This window comes from Nocardioides sp., from assembly GCF_004803405.1.
In the GTDB taxonomy this organism is placed as follows: Bacteria; Actinomycetota; Actinomycetes; order Propionibacteriales; family Nocardioidaceae; genus Nocardioides; species Nocardioides vastitatis.
Window position 1 is genome coordinate 1 of sequence record NZ_SSXI01000208.1, and the last position, 18944, is coordinate 18944.

The 18944-nt window shown below is 72.0% G+C and carries 23 protein-coding genes; 11 read left to right on the forward strand and 12 right to left on the reverse strand.

Going from position 1 to position 18944, the window contains the following annotated elements; translation table 11 throughout:
• Positions 1–88 precede the first annotated feature (88 nt).
• Both rpmG and rpmB read right to left on the reverse strand, forming a co-directional pair.
• The gene (rpmG, locus tag E7Z54_RS14325) at positions 89–259 is read right to left on the reverse strand and encodes a 50S ribosomal protein L33 (protein WP_136434792.1); all 171 of its coding nucleotides are present in this window, start codon (positions 257–259) and stop codon (positions 89–91) included.
• The gene (gene rpmB, locus E7Z54_RS14330; protein WP_136434794.1) at positions 259–495 is read right to left on the reverse strand and encodes a 50S ribosomal protein L28; all 237 of its coding nucleotides are present in this window, start codon (positions 493–495) and stop codon (positions 259–261) included. Before rpmB ends, rpmG begins: the two co-directional genes overlap by 1 nt.
• Before the next feature lie 62 nt (positions 496–557).
• Between rpmB and E7Z54_RS14335 the strand changes: the two genes are divergently transcribed.
• From E7Z54_RS14335 to ykgO, 4 genes are read left to right on the forward strand one after another with little or no spacing between them, the layout of a single operon-like run.
• The gene (locus E7Z54_RS14335) at positions 558–836 is read left to right on the forward strand and encodes a type B 50S ribosomal protein L31 (protein WP_136434796.1); all 279 of its coding nucleotides are present in this window, start codon (positions 558–560) and stop codon (positions 834–836) included.
• Positions 833–1903: a CobW family GTP-binding protein gene (locus E7Z54_RS14340; protein WP_136434798.1), complete on the forward strand. Its 1071-nt coding sequence runs from the start codon at positions 833–835 to the stop codon at positions 1901–1903. Before E7Z54_RS14335 ends, E7Z54_RS14340 begins: the two co-directional genes overlap by 4 nt.
• Positions 1903–2088, forward strand: coding sequence for a 50S ribosomal protein L32 (gene rpmF, locus E7Z54_RS14345; protein WP_136434800.1), 186 nt, complete (start codon positions 1903–1905; stop codon positions 2086–2088). Before E7Z54_RS14340 ends, rpmF begins: the two co-directional genes overlap by 1 nt.
• Entirely contained in the window at positions 2085–2207 is a 123-nt protein-coding gene (ykgO, locus tag E7Z54_RS14350; RefSeq protein WP_136434802.1) for a type B 50S ribosomal protein L36, read from the forward strand. The genes rpmF and ykgO overlap by 4 nt, the downstream gene beginning before the upstream one ends.
• Positions 2208–2278: 71 nt before the next feature.
• Here the strand turns inward: ykgO and E7Z54_RS14355 are convergent, their stop codons facing one another.
• The 7 genes from E7Z54_RS14355 to E7Z54_RS14385 form a co-directional block, all read right to left on the reverse strand.
• Entirely contained in the window at positions 2279–3766 is a 1488-nt protein-coding gene (locus E7Z54_RS14355) for an ABC transporter ATP-binding protein (protein ID WP_136434804.1), read from the reverse strand.
• Positions 3763–4596, reverse strand: coding sequence for an ABC transporter permease (locus E7Z54_RS14360; protein ID WP_136434806.1), 834 nt, complete (start codon positions 4594–4596; stop codon positions 3763–3765). The genes E7Z54_RS14355 and E7Z54_RS14360 overlap by 4 nt, the downstream gene beginning before the upstream one ends.
• Positions 4593–5561, reverse strand: a complete 969-nt coding sequence (locus E7Z54_RS14365) for an ABC transporter permease (protein WP_206056220.1) — start codon at positions 5559–5561, stop codon at positions 4593–4595. Before E7Z54_RS14365 ends, E7Z54_RS14360 begins: the two co-directional genes overlap by 4 nt.
• Positions 5558–7102 (reverse strand): ABC transporter substrate-binding protein, encoded by a 1545-nt coding sequence (locus E7Z54_RS14370; RefSeq protein ID WP_136434807.1) that lies wholly within the window; start codon positions 7100–7102, stop codon positions 5558–5560. The genes E7Z54_RS14365 and E7Z54_RS14370 overlap by 4 nt, the downstream gene beginning before the upstream one ends.
• A gap of 117 nt (positions 7103–7219) precedes the next feature.
• Positions 7220–7714, reverse strand: a complete 495-nt coding sequence (locus tag E7Z54_RS14375) for a hypothetical protein (RefSeq protein ID WP_136434809.1) — start codon at positions 7712–7714, stop codon at positions 7220–7222.
• On the reverse strand, positions 7711–8394 hold the full coding sequence (locus E7Z54_RS14380) for a TIGR03943 family putative permease subunit (protein ID WP_136434811.1): 684 nt from the start codon (positions 8392–8394) through the stop codon (positions 7711–7713). The genes E7Z54_RS14375 and E7Z54_RS14380 overlap by 4 nt, the downstream gene beginning before the upstream one ends.
• On the reverse strand, positions 8379–9398 hold the full coding sequence (locus E7Z54_RS14385) for a permease (RefSeq protein WP_136434813.1): 1020 nt from the start codon (positions 9396–9398) through the stop codon (positions 8379–8381). The genes E7Z54_RS14380 and E7Z54_RS14385 overlap by 16 nt, the downstream gene beginning before the upstream one ends.
• Before the next feature lie 87 nt (positions 9399–9485).
• Here E7Z54_RS14385 and E7Z54_RS14390 point away from each other — a divergent pair, with 87 nt between their 5' ends.
• Positions 9486–11027, forward strand: coding sequence for an FAD-dependent oxidoreductase (locus E7Z54_RS14390; RefSeq protein ID WP_136434815.1), 1542 nt, complete (start codon positions 9486–9488; stop codon positions 11025–11027).
• A gap of 22 nt (positions 11028–11049) precedes the next feature.
• On the opposite strand, the gene E7Z54_RS14395 is transcribed toward E7Z54_RS14390, so the two are convergent.
• Positions 11050–11523, reverse strand: coding sequence for a MarR family winged helix-turn-helix transcriptional regulator (locus E7Z54_RS14395; RefSeq protein ID WP_136434816.1), 474 nt, complete (start codon positions 11521–11523; stop codon positions 11050–11052).
• Positions 11524–11644: 121 nt separating this feature from the next.
• Here E7Z54_RS14395 and E7Z54_RS14400 point away from each other — a divergent pair, with 121 nt between their 5' ends.
• The 4 genes from E7Z54_RS14400 to E7Z54_RS14415 all read left to right on the forward strand — a co-directional run bounded on the left by E7Z54_RS14400 (position 11645) and on the right by E7Z54_RS14415 (position 15395).
• Entirely contained in the window at positions 11645–12139 is a 495-nt protein-coding gene (locus E7Z54_RS14400; protein ID WP_136434818.1) for a VOC family protein, read from the forward strand.
• 112 nt (positions 12140–12251) lie between these two features.
• On the forward strand, positions 12252–13706 hold the full coding sequence (locus E7Z54_RS14405; RefSeq protein ID WP_136434820.1) for a glyceraldehyde-3-phosphate dehydrogenase: 1455 nt from the start codon (positions 12252–12254) through the stop codon (positions 13704–13706).
• Between the two features lie 102 nt (positions 13707–13808).
• The gene (locus tag E7Z54_RS14410; protein WP_136434822.1) at positions 13809–14492 is read left to right on the forward strand and encodes a hypothetical protein; all 684 of its coding nucleotides are present in this window, start codon (positions 13809–13811) and stop codon (positions 14490–14492) included.
• Positions 14493–14849: 357 nt separating this feature from the next.
• Positions 14850–15395 carry a C40 family peptidase gene (locus E7Z54_RS14415; RefSeq protein ID WP_136434824.1) on the forward strand — a complete coding sequence of 182 codons (546 nt, stop codon included), beginning with the start codon at positions 14850–14852 and terminating at the stop codon, positions 15393–15395.
• A gap of 81 nt (positions 15396–15476) precedes the next feature.
• On the opposite strand, the gene E7Z54_RS14420 is transcribed toward E7Z54_RS14415, so the two are convergent.
• Positions 15477–17291 carry a serine/threonine-protein kinase gene (locus E7Z54_RS14420; protein ID WP_136434826.1) on the reverse strand — a complete coding sequence of 605 codons (1815 nt, stop codon included), beginning with the start codon at positions 17289–17291 and terminating at the stop codon, positions 15477–15479.
• A gap of 356 nt (positions 17292–17647) precedes the next feature.
• Between E7Z54_RS14420 and E7Z54_RS14425 the strand changes: the two genes are divergently transcribed.
• Positions 17648–17875, forward strand: a complete 228-nt coding sequence (locus E7Z54_RS14425) for a hypothetical protein (protein WP_136434828.1) — start codon at positions 17648–17650, stop codon at positions 17873–17875.
• Between the two features lie 5 nt (positions 17876–17880).
• Complete coding sequence (locus E7Z54_RS14430; protein ID WP_136434830.1) at positions 17881–18240, forward strand: hypothetical protein; 360 nt, start codon at positions 17881–17883, stop codon at positions 18238–18240.
• A 63-nt stretch (positions 18241–18303) separates the two neighbouring features.
• Here the strand turns inward: E7Z54_RS14430 and E7Z54_RS14435 are convergent.
• The coding region (locus E7Z54_RS14435; protein WP_136434832.1) for a glycerate kinase family protein at positions 18304–18944 on the reverse strand (641 nt) is incomplete at its 5' end.

Sequence of the window (18944 nt, forward strand, 5' to 3'; positions counted from 1 at the left end):
GCCTCCTCCAGGGCCGCCCGGCGCTCGGCGTACCGCGCGACGACCGCGCGCCGCCGGCGGTCGGCCGCGACCTTGCTCCGCTTCGCCATCAGCGCTCCTCGCGAAAGTCGACGTGCCGACGCACGCGTGGGTCGTACTTGCGCAGCACCAGCCGGTCGGGGTCGTTGCGCCGGTTCTTGCGGGTGACGTAGGTGAAGCCGGTGCCGGCGGTCGAGCGCAGCTTGACGATCGGCCGGACGTCCGAGCCCCGCTTCGCCATCAGACACGCTCCCCGCGGGCGAGCATCCCGCTGACCACCGCGTCGATCCCGTTCTGGTCGATCGTCTTGATGCCGCGGGCGCTGACCCGCAGCGTCAGGTGCCGACCGAGGGAGGGCACCCAGTAGCGCTTGCGCTGGACGTTGACGTCGAAGCGGCGTCTGGTCCGGCGGTGGGAATGGGAGACGGCGTTGCCGAACGCTGGTCGCGCTCCGGTGACCTGACACACCTGTGACATCGGGGAACCTCTCTGGCATGATGTGAGAACGATTCTCATTCTAAGCATGGAGGGACCACATCATGAAGCAGGGGATCCATCCCGGGTACGGACCGGTGGCCTTTCGGGACAGCGCCACCGGCGACCTGGTGGTCACCCGGTCGACGCTCGCCGGCCGGATCGAGGCCAGCCGCACGGTCGACGTGGACGGCGTCACCTACCCGGTCGTCGACGTCGACGTGACCGTGCACAGCCACCCGTTCTGGACCGGCCGCGGCCGCGTGGTCGACAGCGAGGGCCGCGTCGAGGCGTTCGAGCGGCGCTACGGCCGTCGGTCCGGGGCCGGGGAGGCCGGCCGATGAGGATCCCCGTCGTCCTGCTCTCGGGCGTCGCGCCGGACGCGATGGCCTCCGCCATGGTCGGCCTCCAGTTCGACCTGCCCGGAGCAGTCGCCGTCCGCCACCACATCGACGTCGACCGCCAGGTGCTCACCCGCACCGTCAGCGACGTCACCGGCATCATCGAGCGGCACGAGACACTGCTCGAGCACGCGTGCGTGAGCTGCGCGATCCGTGAGGACATCGTGCCGACGCTCGAGCGCCTGGCGCGCGACGGGCGGTGGCAGAGCATCGTGGCCCACCTTCCGGTGAGCGCCGAGCCCGCACAGGTGTGCTCCGCGCTCACCTGGGACACCCGCCTGGCGCGCTTCCTGCGGGTCTCCGCCGTGGTCACCGCCCTCGGGTCCCGCCACCCGGTCCGCGACCTGCTCGGCGACGACCTGCTGGCCGATCGCGGCCACCACTGCTCCCACGACGACCGGCGCGGCGTGGGCGAGGTGCTCTGCGCCATGGTCGAGTACGCCGACGCGCTGGTCTTCGACGATGCGGCCGACCCTGTGGCCGTCGGCCTGGTCCGCGCGCTGGCCCGACCGGGCACCGCGATCGCCGAGGGCGGCCACGTCCTCGACGCAGCAGCGCTGCTCGGCGGTCTCCACCAGGACGCCCACAGCCGGGCCTGGACGTCCCCGACCCGGACCGACGCCCTCGCCGACGTCCGGACCGAGGGAATCTGGAGGCTCGACCTGCAGTCCCTGCAGCCGTTCCACCCCGAACGGCTGCTGGAGTCGCTGGAGCTGATCGGCGGCGGCCACCACCGCTCCCGAGGTTGCTTCTGGCTGCCGACCCGGCCCGAGCGCGCCCTGGAGTGGGACGGCGCAGGCGGGCAGCTCAGCATCGGCGACCACGCCGGCTGGGGATCCCGACGGCCGTTCACCCGGATCGTCGTCACCGGTGTCGGTGTCGCTCCCGCCGGGCTGCGCACGTCGTTCGCCGACCTCCTGGTCGCGGACGACGAGGCCCCGCGTCACGGCTGGGATGGGGCGGAGGACGGGTTCGAGCCGTGGCTCGGGCCGATCCGGAAGGTGGCGTGATGGCGGTCCCGAAGCGCCGTACCTCCAGGAGCAGGACCCGGCACCGGCGGTCCCAGTGGAAGGCGACCGCACCCGATCTGGTGCCGGTCACGATCGACGGCGTCCGTCATCGCGTCCCACGACGCCTGGTCGGCGCCGTGCTCGCCGGGATCGTCGACCCGACCACGGGAAGGAGGACACGATGAAGGTGCGCAACTCCATCCGATCGCTGAAGAGCCAGCCCGGCTCGCAGGTCGTCCGTCGACGCGGGCGGATCCACGTGATCAACAAGCAGAACCCGCGTCTGAAGGCCCGCCAGGGCTGACTGCCCGGACCGACGACAGCGGCGGCCGAGCTTCCCATCGGGAGCTCGGCCGCCGTCGCGTCCGGCAGCACTCAGACCGGGACCGACGCTCCGGCTTGGTCGAGCGCCGCCCCGTCGGCCGGCCCGAGGTGGAGCCGATGGTCCGTCGTGGCGGCGGCGAGGTCCACGTCGTGGGTGACCAGCAGCAGAGCGCAGCCGGAGTCGGCGACCTCGGTCATCAGGATGTCCATGGTGGTCTCCTGGCTGGCGAGGTCCAGCCGGGAGGTGGCCTCGTCCGCGAAGATCAGCACCGGTCGCGTCAGCATGGCGCGGACGATCGCGATCCGCTGGAGCTCGCCGCCCGAGACCTGGCTCGGCCGCCGGTCCAGGACATCGAGCGGCAGCCCGACCTCGGAGAGCAGGGAGCGGACACGCCCCTCCTCGGCGCCGTGGCGCCGCACCACGTCACGCATGGCCGCTGCCAGCGGCACGCGTCGGGGGAAGGACAGCGCGGGGTCCTGGTACAGCTTCTGCAGGCGTCCCCCACGAGCGACTTCGCTGTGCCGGACCGCTCCGCGGTCCAGCGCGGTCAGACGGAGCAGCGCGTTGCCCAGCGTCGTCTTGCCGACACCGCTCGGGCCGGTGACGGCCCAGCGCTCGCCGCGCCGGATCTCGACCGAGAGGTCGTCGAACAGCGGGGTCTCGCCGTACGACTTCGCGATGGCCTCGGCCGCCACGACCGGCTCTCCCTCCGCCGGTCGGGCGGCGCCGACCGTCATCCAGGGGAATCTCCAGCGGGACGGCTCGGCGCCGACCAGACGCCGGGTGTAGGGATCGGCCGAGGCGGACAGCACCTGCTCCACCGGTCCCGCCTCGACGACCGACGCCTCGCGCATCACGAGTACGTCGCCCCCCAGGCGTCGCGCGAGGCGAAGGTCGTGGGTGATGGTCACGAGCAGGCCGCCCTCGGCGGAGTGACGGGTGAGCAGGTCGGCGAGTCGGTCCAGCGACCCCGGGTCGAGCCCCTTCGAGGGCTCGTCGACGATCAGGATCCGGGCGCCACCGATGGTGGCCGCGGCGTAGGCCACTCGCTGGGCCATGCCGCCGGAGAGCGTGTGCGGGTAGGCGCTCCCCGCGTTCGCGAGGCCCAGGTCGCGCAGCCTCTCCTCAGCGAGGCGCAGCGCCGCGGTGCTGCGGGGACGCCACCCGGGCGCCCCCTCGGCCACCTGGTGTCGGACCCGCATCGTGGGATCGAGCGCCAGGGCCGGCTCCTGCGGGAGCAGCGCCACATGGTGCCCCCACAGGTGGCGACGGCCGCGGCGATCGGCGAGGTCGAAGCGCGCGGGCCCGATCGACATCGTCCCCTCGGGCACGAGCTCCGGCGGCAGGGTCCCCATCAGGGCGTGGGCGAGCACGGACTTGCCGGACCCGCTCTCCCCGACGATGGTCAACGGCCGGCCCGGGGCGACCTGCAGGTCGGCGACGTCGACGAGTGGGGTCTCGCCGTGCCGGACGACGGCCCTCGGGACCCTCAGGTCGTGGCCGGACAGTGTCAGGTCGGTCATGGTCAGGTCGGTCATGCGTTGTCCTCGGAGCTGCGCAGACCCAGGAAGCAGACGGTCAGGAGGAACAGCACCGCGATCGGTGCGAGCGACATCCAGGGCGCGACATCGTAGAAGGGGAAGGACTCGGTGATCATCAGTCCGAGCTCGGCCCGTGGTGGCTCCAGGCCGACCTTGACGAAGCCGAGCGTCGACATCGCCAGGATCGAGGTGACCATCCCGAGCGAGGCGATCGTGGTCAGCAGCGGGCGCAGGTCCGGCCACAGGTGGCGTCGTACGACGTGGACGGGGCCGAGCTCGAGCAGGCCGGCCGCTTCGACGGCCGGGGATCCCAGCACCAGGCCCGCGCGGGCCCGTACGACGCGGAAGTACTCCACCCACTGGGCCAGGGCGAGTCCCAGGTAGAGCGCCCACAGGCTGCCGCCCGAGGCGAGGGCGGACACCAGCAGCACCACCAGCAGGGCCGGGATGGCGACGAAGGCCTCGGACACGGAGCGGAGGATCGCGTCGACCCAGCCGCCGAACCAGGCGGAGGCGATCCCGGCCACGGTGCCGAGGATCAGCGCCGTGGCGACACACAGTGCCGCCAGCACCAGCGAGAGCCGGGTCGCGTGGGCGACCCGGGCCAGCACGCTGCGGCCGTAGTCGTCCCGGCCCAAGGGCTCCGCGAGCGTGGGGGCTTCGAGGAACCGGCCGAGGTCCTGCGCAGCCGGGTCGGGCAGCACCAGCGGACCGACGACGGCGAAGGCCACCAGGCCGGCCAGGGCGACGCCGGCGACGCGGCGGGTGGTTCGACCGCGCCGCCGGGAGCCGAGGGGGGCCGAAGCCTCGAGGAGGGGCGTGGTCATGCGGCCACCTCGTGCCGGCGCGGCCGCGGGTCGAGCCAGAGGACCGCGAGATCCACCGCGGTGTTGACGGCGACGATCAGGAGAGCGAGCACCAGGGCCGTCGCCTGCAGCACCGGCACGTCGCGCCAGAAGACCGCGTGCACCATCGCGTGCCCCAGTCCCTGCCACGAGAACAGGCTCTCCACCACGACCACGCCTTCGATCAGGATCACCGCCTGCACACCGAGGTAGGGCACCAGCACGACTGCGGCGTTGCGGACGACATGGCGCAGGAGGATCCAACGCTCGGCGAGTCCCTTGGTGTGGGCGAAGCGCACGTAGTCGGACTGCCGGACCTCCACGACGGAGTCCCGGGTGACCCGGGCGACCAGGCCCGAGAGCCCGATGCCCAGAGTCAGGGCCGGCAGCACGATGCTGGCCGCGTCGCCGTGCCCGACGGCCGGGAGCAGGCCGAGCTGCGCGGAGAACACCACCACGAGCAACAGGCCGAGCAGGAACGGGGGCACGGCGCGGACACTGGCCACCCAGGTGCTGGTGAGCCGGTCGACAATGCCGCCCGGCCGGCGCGCCGCGAGCACGCCGGCGCTGCCGCCGATGGCCACCGCCAGCAGCAGTGCCACGCCGGCCAGCTGCAGCGTCCCGAGCAGGTAGTAGCCGACCTCCTCGACCACCGGTCGCGAGGTGACCAGGGACCGTCCGAAGTCGAGCTGCACCACGTCGAGCAACCAGCCACCCAGCTGTTGCCACGCCGGCCGGTCGAGCCCGAGCTCGGCCCGGACCGAGTCGGCTGTCTCCTGGTCCACGAGGTCGTACCCGTAGCGCCCCGCTGCGATCCGGTAGGCGGCGTCGCCGGGGAGGCGGAGCACGATCAGGAAGCACAGGAGTGACACGACCATGGCCACGCCGCCGGCCTGTGCGGACCGGCGCGCCAGGACCTTCGCGAGTGCGGCGTTGCGACGGCTCACGATGCCCACGTCAAGTCGGTGAGCCGCCAGTTCGCCTCCAGGGGGTCCATCACGAAGCCCTCGACGCGGTCGTTCACCGCGGCGTTCATCCGGTACCAGGCGACGGGGATCAGCGGCAGCTCCTCCTGCACCGTGCGGACGACGGTCGCGCGGTGCTGTTCGGCGTCGGCCCCCGAGGCGCCGGCCTCCAGGCTGTCGATGGCCTCCTGCACCGCCGGCGAGCTCCAGTTCATGACTCCCCAGTCGGAGCCCTCGGGCGCGAAGACGGCCGCGACGTCGACCAGAGGATCGGAGACGAGCGCGAAGTGCTTGGCGATCAGCGCGAGCTCGAGGCTGCCGTCCGCCTGGCCGGCCGGGATCTCGCTGGAGTTGCTGACCTCGACGTCGACCTTCATCCCGATCTCGCCCATCGCGGCCTGGATGGCTGTCGCGAGGGCCGGCAGCTCGGGGCGGTCGGGATAGGTCAGCAGCTTCAGCTCCAGAGGCCTGCCGTCCTTGTGCAGAGTGCCATCGGCACCCGGCTCCCAGCCCGCCTCGGCAAGCAGTGCCCGGGCCGCCTCGACGTCCTGGGTCAGCGGCTCCACGTCGGCGGCCCAGGTCTCCAGGGACGGCGGCAGCAGCTGGGTGGCGGCCAGCTCCTTCTCCCGCAGCACGGCCTCGGCCATCGCCTCGCGGTCGAGCGCCAGGCTGAGCGCGCGACGCACCCGCAGGTCCTTCAGGGTGGGGTGACCGGCATTGACCTTGAGCAGGATGGTGCGCGGCTGGAGGCCCGACTCCATCGCCACTCCGTCGCTCGAGTCGACCCGCTGACGACCGGCGGGCTCCAGTCCGAAGACGATGTCGGCCTGATCGCTGACGGCCATCAGCGCTCGGGACTCGGCTCGGCCGACGGCTTGGAAGGTAACCCGTTCGATCGCCGGCGCCTCGCCGCGCCAGTCGTCGAACCGGACGGTCTCGATGGACGCGGGCAGCTCGATCCGGTCCACCTGGTAGGGCCCGGTGCCGATGACGGAGGTGACCCGGTCGCCCTCATAGGCGCCGGGCGCGAGGATCACGGTGCTGTAGTGCGTCAGCACGGCGGGCAGCGTCAGGTAGGGCTTGTCGAGCTCGACGACCACGGAGGAGTCCTCGGCGGTGAGGTGCTCGATCGGCACCTCGGCGAGCGGGCTGGCCGTCGCCGCGGCTGCCTTCTCGAGCGCCGCCACGACGACCTCGGGGGTCAGGGCGGTGCCGTCGTGGAAGGTGACGTCCTCGACGAGCTCGAACTCCCACTCCTTGTAGTCGCTCGAGGACGACCACGTCGTCGCCAGGCCCGGGGCCAGCTCACCCTGGATGTCGCTGGTCACCAGGGTCTCGACGACCTGGAGACGCGTGAAGACCTCGCCGTCGGCTGCCGGGTCGAGGCTGTGCACCTCGAACGGACCTGCGATCCGCAGGGTGTCCGACTCCTCCTCGGATCCGGAGCTGGTGCCACAGCCGCTCAGGGCGAGCAGCCCGACGCTCAGGGCGGCGGCGAGGCGAGGGGGGGTCGGACGATGCATGACAGGCGGACCTTTCGACGGACGATGTCACGCCGACCGTAGTGAGAACGATTCTCAGAGTCAATTCAGATACCAGTCACCCGGCACGGAGCTTCGGGTCAGGACGTCGCCTCCGGCTCAGAACGGCGGACACGAGCCGGCGAGAAAGGAACCGAACGCGGCAGACGCGCCCTGGACCTCGGCGAGCTCCGCCGCCCCCGGGATCGCCTCGGGAGCCAGCGCCAGACCGATCGAGGCGTAGACGCCCGAGAGCTCGACGAAGAACCCCCCGCGCGCCGTCAGGGGCATCGACGCGGGCGTTCCGACAGCGAGCAGCTGGTCGGCTCGCTCGCGCAGCAGCTCCGCCGCCCGTGCATCCGGCGTCACGACGTACTGGCTCTGCGCCCCTGCCATCGTCCGGTAGGCATCGCAGAACTCCTTCGGGCTCGGCGGGATGGACGGCGTCGCCGAAGGCATCACGCCGCTCGGCGCCGCGCTGCGCGGCGACGTCGGCGGGGGCGCCGGGTCGTCTCCGGGGCGCAGGAAGAGGACCACGGCGAGCACCCCGCCGAGGAGCACCGCGAGACCCACCCGAGCCGACGTCCCCGCCGCGATGCGGCGAGCACTGCTCATTCGTAGGGCCGCCTCGGCTCGTCGACCGGAGTGACGTCCGTCGCGGTGACGGCCGGGGGCTCGACAGCGTCGGGCGAGTCGCCCGTCCCCTCGATCCAGCGGCCGGTGACCTGCACCCACTGATCGACCGGCGGCGACTCCGCTCCCTCGACCCGGACCCGGAAGGCGGAGGCGTCCGCCGCGCAGCAGCGCATCGTCAGCCGGGTCACGAACCAGTCGTCACCCTGCCGCGTCACGAACCCCGTCATCCGGACGTCGTGGTCGACGAGCAGGTCGCCGTACGTCGCGGCGAGCGCCACGAACTCGTAGACCAGCATGTCGGAGGTCTCGCCGTCGGGGAGTGGGGCGATGGCGGCCTTGTCGTAGGACACCGACTCCACGTTGTTGACCCCTCGCTCCGCGACGTACGAGCCGAGGGCGGGTGGCTGCACCACGAACGCGATCACCACCGGAATCAGCAGGGCCCAGGCGGCCGGGGTCGTGGCGTGGTCGTCGTCCTGCTTCTCGAAGACCACCGTGAAGGCGAGGGCGACGAGGAGCAGCCCGCTGGCGACCAGCGGCCAGCGCATCCACTCGTTGACGTACCGGGCGTACTCGTCGGTGACACCGACCCGAAGGGCTACGCCGCCGAGGGCGGTGAGGACGAGGGCCTGTGCCGGGCGCTTCACAGCAGCACCCACCCGACCAGACTGGCGACCGTGGTCGCGACGACCAGGACGAGGGGCACGAACTGGGTGGCGAACCTCCGGCCGAACTGACCGGCCTCCATGGCGGCGAGCTTGACGTCCATCGCCGGCCCCACGACGAGGAAGACCAGCTTGGCGGTGTCGGAGAACGCGGTGAGGCTGACCGCGATGAAGGCGTCCGCCTCCGAGCAGAGGGCGACGACGAAGGCGAAGGCGGCGAGCACGAGGATCGAGACCACGACCTGCCCGCCGACCGCCTCCACGATCCGCAACGGCACCAGGACGTTGATCGACGCCGCGATGAGGGCGCCGATGACGAGGAACCCTGCTGCCGGGAGCAGGTCGTGCCAGGCGGCACCGACGAAGCGGCCGATCTTCGTCTCACCGTCGTGGCCGTGGACGATCGCCCGCAGCCGCGGCATCTGGAGTGCGGGAACCCGCTGGGCGAGCCCGACGTAGATCCACCCGATCAGCACCGCGACCAGCATGGACGCGACGAATCGGGCGACCACCATGTCGGCGCGCCCCTGGAAGGCGACAGCCGTGGAGACGATGACTGCCGGATTCACGGCGGGCGCGGCGAGCAGGAACGTCAGGGCCACGGCGGGCGGCACTCCGCGCCGTGCGAGCCCGCCGGCAACCGGCACGGCCGCGCACTCGCAGGTCGGCAGCCCGATCCCGGCGATACCCGCGATCGGGACGGCGAGGGCCGCGTTCTTGGGCAGCATCCGGGCCACCAGCCGCTCCGACAGCAGCGCCGAGATGAGTCCCGAGAGCAGGACGCCCAGCACGAGGAAGGGGATCGACTGGACGACGATCGCCAGGAACACCGTCGACCAGGTCTGGAACACCGGGCTGTCGAGGCGGGTGCCGAGCAGTGCCTGCGCGGGGACGGCCGCGAGCAGTGTGCCGAGGACGGCCCAGACCTGCCATCCGGCCCGGCTCGGGCCCCGCCTCGGCGGCGTCGTCGCGGTCGAGGTCACGGTCGGGGTCGTCATGGCGGGCACAGGCTAGCCCGCGGAGATGGCCGTTGGGCACCACCGCGCGCATGCCGACGAGAACTAGAACGCGTTATCGTTCTCTCCGTGAGCGGAGTCGTGGGGGCAGTGCCCCTCCAGCAGGAGTACGACGTCGTCGTGGTCGGCTCCGGCGGCGGGGCCCTGACCGGGGCGGCGCTGGCGGCGAAGGCCGGGCTCGCCACCCTGGTGCTCGAGCGCACCGATCTGGTCGGAGGGACCTCGGCGTACTCCGGCGGCGCCTGCTGGCTGCCCGGCAGCGACGTCCAGCAGCGTTCCGGGCTGCCGGACTCGACCGAGGGCGCCCGGACCTACCTGAACGCCGTGCTGGACCGGCCGGAGAACGCCCGCGTCGAGGCGCTCCTGAGGCAGGCGCCACGGCTCGTCGCGGAGCTCGAGGCGGACCCGCTCATGGAGCTGGAGTGGATCCCGTTCTCGGAGTACTACGACGCACCGGGCCGGGTGCCGATGGGACGCTCCATCCAGCCGAGGAGCATCCGCCGGGACGAGCTGGACCCAGCCGTGGCGGCCGTCGTCCGGCCACCCGTCGAACGGGATCGTGCGGGCCGGGGGGGCCGCGCCACGCTCTCCGGCGGCCAGGCGCTGATCGGCCGGCTCGCGGCGATGGTGGTCCGCGACGGCGGCACGATCGCGACCGGGCACCACGTCACCGGCCTGCGCCGGGCGCAGGACGGGCGTGCGGACACGGTGCTTGCCGAGGGACCTCACGGACAGGTGGAGGTCCGGGCGCGGCGCGGGATCCTCGTCGCCGCCGGCGGGTTCGAAGGGAGTCCCGAGCGGCGGTCGCAGCGCGGCACACCAGGAGACGCTGCCTGGACGATGGCACCGCGTGGCACCAACACCGGTGAGATCATCGACGCCGCGGCGGCGATCGGCGCCGCCACCGACTGGTCCGGTGGCGGCTGGTTCTGCCCGGGCCTGCTGCAGCCGGACGGGAGCGGCTCGTTCACGCTGGGCTTCCGCGGCGGCCTCATGGTCGACCAGACCGGACGTCGCTACGCCAACGAGTGCCTGCCCTACGACCGGTTCGGCCGGACCATGGCAGAGGCGCCGGAGCGGGTCCCGTCGTGGTTCGTCTTCGACTCCCGCGAGAGCGGGCGGCTGCCGGCGATCGCGATGCCGGAGGGCGACCCTGCCGACCACCTCGCCGCGGGCACCTGGGTCACGGCACCCACCGTCGACGGGCTGGCGGCGGCGACGGGCCTCGACCCCGCTCGGCTGACCGCGACCGTCGAACGGTTCAACCGCTTCGCGGCGTCCGGCACGGACGAGGACTTCGGCCGTGGCGAGGACGAGTACGACACCTTCTTCGCCGGAGCGGGCGATCCCAACAAGGCGTTGGTGCCGGTCGACCAGCCGCCGTTCTACGCGGCGAGGTTCGTGCTCTCCGACCTCGGCACGAAGGGCGGCCTCGTCACCGACGCCGACGGCCGCGTCCTCGACACCGTGGGAGTGGCGATCCCCGGCCTGTACGCGACGAGCAACTCGACGGCGTCGGTCTTCGGCTCGGCCTACCCCGGCCCGGGCGCCCCGCTCGGCGCTGCGATGGCGTACGCGTCGCTGGCCGTGGAGGACATGGCTCGTTGCTGAGCCTGCTGAGTCCGCTGAGCCGTCAGCCCTGGCCGGACTCGTCCGCCAGGCGGGCCAGGACCGCGTTGCTGAACCGCGCGAGGCCGGCGACCTCGTCGGGGCTGAGGCCCTCGAAGAACAGTGTGCGGACCAGCTCCACGTGCGAGGGCGCCGCGGCCTTGATCGCCGCCATGCCCTCCTCGGTGAGCTCGACGAACGCACCGCGGCGGTCGTCGGCGCAGTCCCGGCGCTCCACGAGCCCGCGAGCGGCCATCCGGGTGACCTGCTTGGAGACCCGGCTCTTCTCCCACTGCAGCCGCTCGCCGAGCTCGTACATCCGGAGGCTGTGGTCCGTCACGTCGTCGTCGGTCAGTGCGACCAGGATCTCGTAGTCGGACAGGGAGAGTCCGGTCCCCTGGAGCCCGCGGTTGAGTCGCGCCGACAGCTTCGCGTTGAGGTCGACCCAGGCCCTCCAGGCCCGCTGTTCCTCGTCGTTGAGCCAGCGCGTCTTACTCATCCCCTTCATCCTAACCACGGCCATCGGCACCCCCGGCCTCTGATCCTCAGCCATTGGTTGACATGGCAACAACTGTGCCTGCAGGATGATTCCCTGAGGAACCGACACCCAAGGGGGGCTGATGAGCATCGACCTCGAGTCCATCGCCCGGGACCGGGAGCGGATCAGGAGGCAGTACCTCCGCGAGGAGGACGAGCGCCCTGAGAGCAGTGCGCGCGGCATCCACCACACCGCACTCGTCTCCTCCGACGTCCGCAGGACGATCGACTTCTACCAGGGACTGCTGGAGTTCCCGCTGACCAAGATCTTCGAGAACCGCGACTATCCCGGCTCGGACCACTTCTTCTTCGACGTGGGCTCAGGCAACCTGCTCGCCTTCTTCACCCTGCCGGGTCTCGACCTCGGCCCGTACGCCGAGGTTCTCGGCGGCCTGCACCACATCGCCATCTCCGTCACCAGCGAGAAGTGGGGCCACCTGCGGGCGAGGCTGGACGACGCGGGCGTGGAGTACCTGCTGGAGTCCGAGGTCTCGCTGTACTTCGCCGGCCCGGACGGCGAGCGGCTCGAGCTGCTGGCAGACCCGTTGGGCTCGATGTACGGCACGAAGGTGCTCTGACCGCTCCGCCGCTGTGATGAACGGCACCCGTCCGGGCAGCGGGCACGATTAGCGATCCGGCTGGGCTGCTCCCCTACGATCGAGCGGTTTGTCGACAGGTATAGGGGAAGACGTGACGGTCACCGAAGACAAGTTCACCCGCTGGAAGCATCACGAAGAGCTCGCCGAGGCGATGATCCCGATCGTCGGCAAGCTGCACCGCGAGAAGGACGTCACGATCCTTCTGCACAGCCGCTCGCTGGTGAACAAGTCGGTGGTCAGCATCCTGAAGACCCACCGCTTCGCCCGGATGATCGAGGGCGAGGAGCTCTCGGTCGCCGAGACCTTCCCGTTCCTCCTGGCGATCGCCGAGCTCGACCTGGGCGCGGCCAAGATCGACCTGGCGCTGCTGCTGGCCGCCTACAAGGAGAGCGGCGCGGGTCTCTCGGTCGCCGAGTTCACCGCGCAGGCGCTCTCCGACGCGACGGGCGAGGCGAAGACCGCTCCGCGCGGCCCGCAGGACGTCGTCCTCTACGGCTTCGGCCGGATCGGCCGCCTCGTCGCCCGCCTCCTCATCGAGAAGTCCGGCTCCGGCAACGGCCTGCGACTGCGCGCCGTCGTGGTCCGCCGGGGTGGCGACGGCGACCTCGCCAAGCGCGCCTCGCTGCTGCGCCGCGACTCGGTGCACGGCCAGTTCAACGGCACGATCACCGTCGACGAGGAGAACAGCCTCATCGTCGCCAACGGCAACGTCATCCGGGTCATCTACAGCGACGACCCGACCTCGATCGACTACACCGCGTACGGCATCACCGACGCGATCCTGATCGACAACACGGGCAGGTGGCGGGACCGCGAGGGGCTCTCCAAGCACCTCCGCCCCGGCATCGCCAAGGTCCTGCTGACCGCACCTGGCAAGGGCGACGTCCCGAACATCGTGCACGGCGTCAACCACACGACGGTCGACCCGGAGGAGAAGATCATCTCCTGCGCGTCGTGCACCACCAACGCGATCGTGCCGCCGTTGAAGGCCATCGAGGACGAGTTCGGGATCATCCGCGGCCACGTGGAGACCGTCCACTCGTTCACCAACGACCAGAACCTGCTGGACAACTACCACAAGGCGGACCGCCGCGGCCGCTCCGCGCCGCTCAACCTGGTGCTCACCGAGACCGGCGCCGCGTCCGCTGTCGCGAAGGCACTGCCCGACCTCGAGGCGAAGATCACCGGCAACTCGATCCGGGTCCCCACGCCGGACGTGTCGATCGCGATCCTGAGCCTGCAGCTCAAGCGCGAGACGGACCGCGACGAGGTGCTCGAGCACCTGCGGAACGTCTCGCTGACCGGGCCGCTGAGCCGCCAGATCGACTACACCGCCGCGAGCGACGCGGTCTCCAGCGACTTCATCGGCTCGCGGGCCGCGTCGATCATCGACGCCAACGCGGCGATCGTCGACGGGGACAGCGCGATCCTCTACGTCTGGTACGACAACGAGTTCGGCTACTCCTGCCAGGTGGTGCGCACGGTGCAGCACATCTCCGGCGTCGAGTACCCGACGTTGCCGGCGAAGGTCGCCGCCCAGGCCTAGGCACCACTCGGCCTGGGCACCCGGCCCGATGCGCCGTCCCTTGTGAGCCGCGCGCGGCCGGCGCACACTGGCAACTGGGGGGGCCTGAAGGGACGGCGATCCATGACCGACTCGAGTGTCGACATCCTTGCCGACAACATCCGCGAGACCCATGACGTCCTGGCCGCCCGGCTGTCCGATGCACAGGAGAGCCGACCGACGCGCGACCTGCCACGCGACCGGTTCCGAGCCATCGACCCGTTCCTGGCCAGCGCGAGTCGACACGTCGCGGCCGTGAACGCGGTGCTGGTCCCGGCGGCGCGACGACTGCTGGCCGACGGCAGTGACCGGACCCGGGAGCTCGCGCGGCAGAGCAAGCGGCTCGAGCAGGCGCTCGCCCAGGCGAAGGCGAAGCTCTACGGCTCCTCGTTCGCCGTACGACGACCCTGGGACTCGATCTGGGCCGACGTCGAGCAGGAGCTCGGTCGGCAGCGCGAGCTCGAGGAGGGGCTGGTCGGCGACCTGGCCGAGGTGACCGACGAGCCGGACCGCGCCGAGCTGGCCGACCGCCTCTACGAGGCCGAGCAGCACGTGCCGACCCGGCCGCACCCGTACCTGCCGCACGGTGGCATCGCGGGCAAGGTGGCCCGCGGCGTCGCGCTGTGGGTGGACAGGTTCTGGGACACCGCCGAGGGACGGATGGTGCCTGAGCCGGTGCGTCCGCACCGGTCCCGTGAGGGCCGGATGGTGCAGTACCTGCTGGCCGACCCACAGCTGCGCGGTGCCTCCGGCGAGCAGCGCGACTGAGCGCAGTCGGCCGGCGCGGGTGAGGATCGACACGTCCGCAACGTGACTGCGACCACTGCGCTTGCCCTGGCAAGCAGGTGGAATCTGACGGTCACATCTCCGACGAGACATCTGCGTCCGACGGCGCGATGTGGACAGACCTGCCCGTCCGGGCAGGCCGCCCGCGTCGCGCCGAGGCCCGCGACGACGCGGCGCGACATCGCACAAACGATGAGGTAGTCGCGGGCACGGGAGAACCGAGCAGTACGCCGACCAGGTCCGTCCTGGCTCGGCTCGGGGCGAAGGACGAGTCCTGGGCACCAGCAGCCCAAGCCCGACAGGTCACCTCTCGCAGGCGTCGCTGATGGAGTCGACCCGATGCCCACCACCCTGTGGCGTGCTTCTGCGCGCCTGATCGCTGTGCCCCTCCTCGCCTCGGCCTTCCTCCTCGGCCCGACCGACGTCGCCACCCCCGACGCCTCGGCCAGCCCCACCGCACAGCCGGTCGCCGGGAGCGTCGTGGGCGAGGCCGCCGAGGAGGAGGTCACTCGGCAGGAGCGGAGGCGGAAGCTGCGCAAGGAGCGACGCGAGCGCATCGTCGCCGCGGCCCGCTCGCGCGCCGGCCGGCCCTACGCGTACGGCGCCGCCGGGCCGAACGCCTTCGACTGCTCGGGCCTGACCCAGTGGGTCTTCCGCAGGGTCGGCAAGCGGCTCCCCCGCACCTCCGACGCCCAGGCCGGGGCGGTGCGTCACGTCCGGCACCCCCGGCGGGGCGACCTGGTGTTCTTCCACAACGGAGGCGACGTCTACCACGTCGGCATCTACGCGGGGGATCACCGGCTCTGGCACGCCTCGCGTCCCGGCACCCCGGTCCGTAAGGACCGGATCTGGACCGGCTCGGTCTTCTACGGCCGGGTCCGCTGACCGGGGTTCCTCCCGGCGTCGAGCGCCGGCGCCCCGTATGAGGGGGCGCCGGCGGTCGGCATGCGTGACGGCCGCGCCGGCTCAGTCGAGGGGCACGGCGCGGAAGTAGCTCGGGTCCCGGAAGGTCACGTTGCGCATCATGGTCGAGCGACGTTCGGGCGTGCTCGCCCGCGCGATCACCACCCAGGGACTGGTGCCGGCAGCACCGTAGACCCGGACCGTCTCCGCGTGCCCGGCCTTCGTCCGTCCGAGAAGGAAGCGGCCGTAGGCCTTGCCGCCGATGGTCCACGGTCCGCGGGCGCGGTGACGGCTGGGGTCCAGCCGCGACCAGTAGAACTCGGCTGCGGCTCGGGCCGAGGTCCACCTGTGGAAGGCGAGCACCTTCGTCGTACCGTCGCGGGCCTTCGAGGTGCAGCGCCAGGCCTCGACCTGAGCCCGGGCCCGGGTCGGGACCTTCGTGCAGCCGCGGGTCGACGCCGCGCTCGGGAAGACCCAGGTCGCTCCGCGCCAGTTGACCGGTGACGTGCACGAGGACCTGCGCACCACCTCGCGGCCGTTCCAGCAGCGGTACTGGGCCGTCGGCGACGGGGAGGGGCTCGCCGAGGACGGCGCGGCGGTCGGGCTCGGTGCCCGCGTGTCCGACCTGCTCGGAGCCGGTCGCGGCCGACGGCCGTCTGCGGAGGTCTCAACCCGGGGCTCGACCTCCGGTCCCTCCTCGACAGCGCCCGGCGGCTCCTCGACGACGCCCTGGTCGCGTCGGCCCTCCTCGTCCGCGGCGCTGGGAGCGTCCGCGGAGGTGTCCGAGGGCTGTGCGCCGGGCTGCTCCCGGGTCGCGCCGGTGGGGTCAGGGGCGTCGACCGGCGACGTGCCGGGGTCGGTGGCGAGAACGGACGGAGCCATCTCGACGCCGCCGACCAGCGACCCGACGTACGCCCCTCCGGCGACGAGCACCGCCACCACGGTGACCGCCAGGGCACGACGGCGGCCGGACAGCCGGTCCGATGGCCCGACCACCGGCTGCCGCACGGATGTCACCTCCGGGAGCACCAGCCCGCCCGGCACGACCGCCCTCAGTGAGGTGAGGTCCGCCAGCATCGCTCGGGCGGAGGGGTAGCGATGCCGCGGGTCCTTCGCCATCGAGCGTCGCATCAGTGCGTTGAACCGCGTGACGAAGTCCTCACGCCCCGGAAGCTGCGGGATCGGGCCCCGCAGGTGCCCCATCGCGACCTCCGCCTCGGTGCCGACATAGGGCTGGCTGTCGGTCAGCACGTGCCAGAGCAGGCAGCCGACTGCGTAGACGTCGGCGGCCACGCCGGAGCTCGCAGCCGTCTCACCGGCGTGCCGCTCGGGCGCCATGTACGCGGACGAGCCGACGAGGACACCGGTCTGCGTCAGCTGCTGCCCGGGCGAGCTGGCGATGCCGAAGTCGCACAGGTACGCCGTGCGGAGGTCCTCCTTGAGCAGCACGTTGGACGGCTTCACGTCACGATGGACGACGCCGGCGGCGTGCGCGTCGGCGAGGCCTCGGAGCACCTGCGCCACGAGGTCCAGGGCGTACGACGGCTCCAGCGCCCCCCGGGTGCGGAGCAGGCTGAGCAGGTCTCCGCCGCGGACCAGCTGGGTGACGAGGAAGGGTGCGCCGTCCTGCTCGCCGTGGTCGTAGACAGAGACCACGTGGTCGCTGTCCATCCGCGACAGCACCATGGCCTCGCGGCGGAACCGCTCCCGGAACCCGCCGTCGTCGGCGAGTGCCGGATTGATGACCTTGAGGGCGACGTCGCGCTCCAGCTGCGGGTCGTGCGCGCGGTAGACGGTGCCCATGCCGCCTCGGCCGAGGACCTCGACGAGCTGGTAGCGACCCAGCCAGTCGCCGGGGCGGGGGTCCGTGCCGGTCATCCGAGATCCGTTCGTGTCCGCGTTCGGTCCGCCACAGGATAGGTCGGGTGCCGGGCTGTCGCGGCCCCGTCCCCCTGACGGGCGACGCTGCCGGGGTCTGGGAGGCGAGTGCGGGGTCAAGAATGCTGGCGAACGCTTCACTAAATGCGCTCTCCGTCGTCTAATAGACGACAGTCGAGGTGCTCGGCAGATCCTGAGGGTGGGGCCAGGGGCTGCGTGGGGTGGGGGGCACCGCGGCTCTGTCGAGCAACGACAGCGTCATGCCCGGGCCACGAGCCCCGGGCCGGCAGCGGCTCTCGGGTGGAGGCGCGCCAGTGGAGCCTGTCCGGCGGACACCGGTCAGGAGACAGGGAGACATGAGCTTCGTGAACCCCCCCTATCGATCACGGCCGCCCCGAGGCACGGTCTTCGAGGCCGTCCTCGAGACCCGCGCCGCACATCTGCGGCGAAGGATCGAGTCCGCGAAGCAGGCCCTCGCGCCGCGTCACGAGCTGGACCTGCTCCACCACGCGCTCACCGTCCTGGAGGAGCTCGACGACCGCACGCGGCTGCCCGGCCCCCACAGCCCGCTGTCCTCAGGCTGACGCGAGTGAGCCCGGCACGGGTCTCTCTCAGAAGTGTGGCCTGCCTGCTGGTCCTGGCTGGGTGTGGCTCGACGACCACCACGCCGTCATCGGACGAGCCGGGCGACTGCACCGCGAAGCTCCGCATCGGTGACACCACGTACGCGTTCCACGAGGACGCGGTGACCTCGCACCCGGCGCCGGTCAAGCCGCTTGCAGCCGGCGAGATCCTCGACTGCGACGGCAAGGTCGTCGACACCGCCACTCCCGTCCAGATGAGAGGAGTTCCGGTGTCCGTGGCGGTTGCGGTCGTCGAGGGGTGGCCGGGCATCTACGTCGCCGAAGGCGTCGCTCCGTCCACATGGCCGGACCGCCTGAGGCGATAGCTCCGGTTGCCGGCTCTCAGGACCGGCTGACGCGCCGGCCGGCACCGAGGGAGCCCCGGCCCGTCACACCAGCCGGTCGTAGGCGATCTGCTCGCCGAGGCGGGCGAGCAGCGGCCCGGGTGAGCGCAGGCACACCTCGACGTCGGGCTCGAGGTCGAGCAGCGCATAGGCGCCGCCGATCCCGGCACCCTGCAACTGCTCGTCGGTGAGCAGGCGGCGGCCGCACACCGCGACGACCGGGATTCCGCGCTGGCGGGCGCGCGCCGCGACGCCGACGGGCGCCTTGCCGTGCAGGCTCTGCGCGTCGAGCGAGCCTTCACCCGTCACCACCAGGTCGCCGCCGGCGACCACCTCGTCGAACCGCAGGAGGTCGAGCATCAGCTCGATGCCCGGTCGCAGCTCGGCGTCGAGGACCGCCACGGCCGCGAACCCGACGCCACCGGCGGCGCCGCCTCCCGGCACGTCACGTCGGTCCGCATCCGTCGTACGGGCGACCACGTCGGCCCACCGCCCCAGCGCCTCGTCGAGGAGTACGACGTCAGCGGTGTCCGCGCCCTTCTGGGGGCCGTAGACACGGGCCGCGCCGGTGGATCCGGTGAGCGGGTTGTCCACGTCGCAGGCGACCACGATGGACGCCTCCGCCACCGCGGGGTGCAGGCCAGACAGGTCCAGCGACCGCACGTCGGCCAGGGCGCCGCCTCCCT

Excerpts from the sequence above, each read along its gene's own strand:
- E7Z54_RS14370 (WP_136434807.1), bottom strand. The coding sequence starts at position 7,102 with ATGCATCGTCCGACCCCCCCTCGCCTCGCCGCCGCCCTGAGCGTCGGG.
- rpmB (WP_136434794.1), bottom strand. The coding sequence starts at position 495 with ATGTCACAGGTGTGTCAGGTCACCGGAGCGCGACCAGCGTTCGGCAAC.
- E7Z54_RS14395 (WP_136434816.1), bottom strand. The coding sequence starts at position 11,523 with ATGAGTAAGACGCGCTGGCTCAACGACGAGGAACAGCGGGCCTGGAGG.
- E7Z54_RS14400 (WP_136434818.1), top strand. The coding sequence starts at position 11,645 with ATGAGCATCGACCTCGAGTCCATCGCCCGGGACCGGGAGCGGATCAGG.
- E7Z54_RS14415 (WP_136434824.1), top strand. The coding sequence starts at position 14,850 with ATGCCCACCACCCTGTGGCGTGCTTCTGCGCGCCTGATCGCTGTGCCC.
- E7Z54_RS14340 (WP_136434798.1), top strand. The coding sequence starts at position 833 with ATGAGGATCCCCGTCGTCCTGCTCTCGGGCGTCGCGCCGGACGCGATG.
- E7Z54_RS14355 (WP_136434804.1), bottom strand. The coding sequence starts at position 3,766 with ATGACCGACCTGACCATGACCGACCTGACACTGTCCGGCCACGACCTG.
- E7Z54_RS14425 (WP_136434828.1), top strand. The coding sequence starts at position 17,648 with ATGAGCTTCGTGAACCCCCCCTATCGATCACGGCCGCCCCGAGGCACG.
- E7Z54_RS14385 (WP_136434813.1), bottom strand. The coding sequence starts at position 9,398 with ATGACGACCCCGACCGTGACCTCGACCGCGACGACGCCGCCGAGGCGG.
- E7Z54_RS14375 (WP_136434809.1), bottom strand. The coding sequence starts at position 7,714 with ATGAGCAGTGCTCGCCGCATCGCGGCGGGGACGTCGGCTCGGGTGGGT.
- ykgO (WP_136434802.1), top strand. The coding sequence starts at position 2,085 with ATGAAGGTGCGCAACTCCATCCGATCGCTGAAGAGCCAGCCCGGCTCG.
- E7Z54_RS14410 (WP_136434822.1), top strand. The coding sequence starts at position 13,809 with ATGACCGACTCGAGTGTCGACATCCTTGCCGACAACATCCGCGAGACC.
- E7Z54_RS14360 (WP_136434806.1), bottom strand. The coding sequence starts at position 4,596 with ATGACCACGCCCCTCCTCGAGGCTTCGGCCCCCCTCGGCTCCCGGCGG.
- E7Z54_RS14335 (WP_136434796.1), top strand. The coding sequence starts at position 558 with ATGAAGCAGGGGATCCATCCCGGGTACGGACCGGTGGCCTTTCGGGAC.
- rpmF (WP_136434800.1), top strand. The coding sequence starts at position 1,903 with ATGGCGGTCCCGAAGCGCCGTACCTCCAGGAGCAGGACCCGGCACCGG.
- rpmG (WP_136434792.1), bottom strand. The coding sequence starts at position 259 with ATGGCGAAGCGGGGCTCGGACGTCCGGCCGATCGTCAAGCTGCGCTCG.
- E7Z54_RS14420 (WP_136434826.1), bottom strand. The coding sequence starts at position 17,291 with ATGACCGGCACGGACCCCCGCCCCGGCGACTGGCTGGGTCGCTACCAG.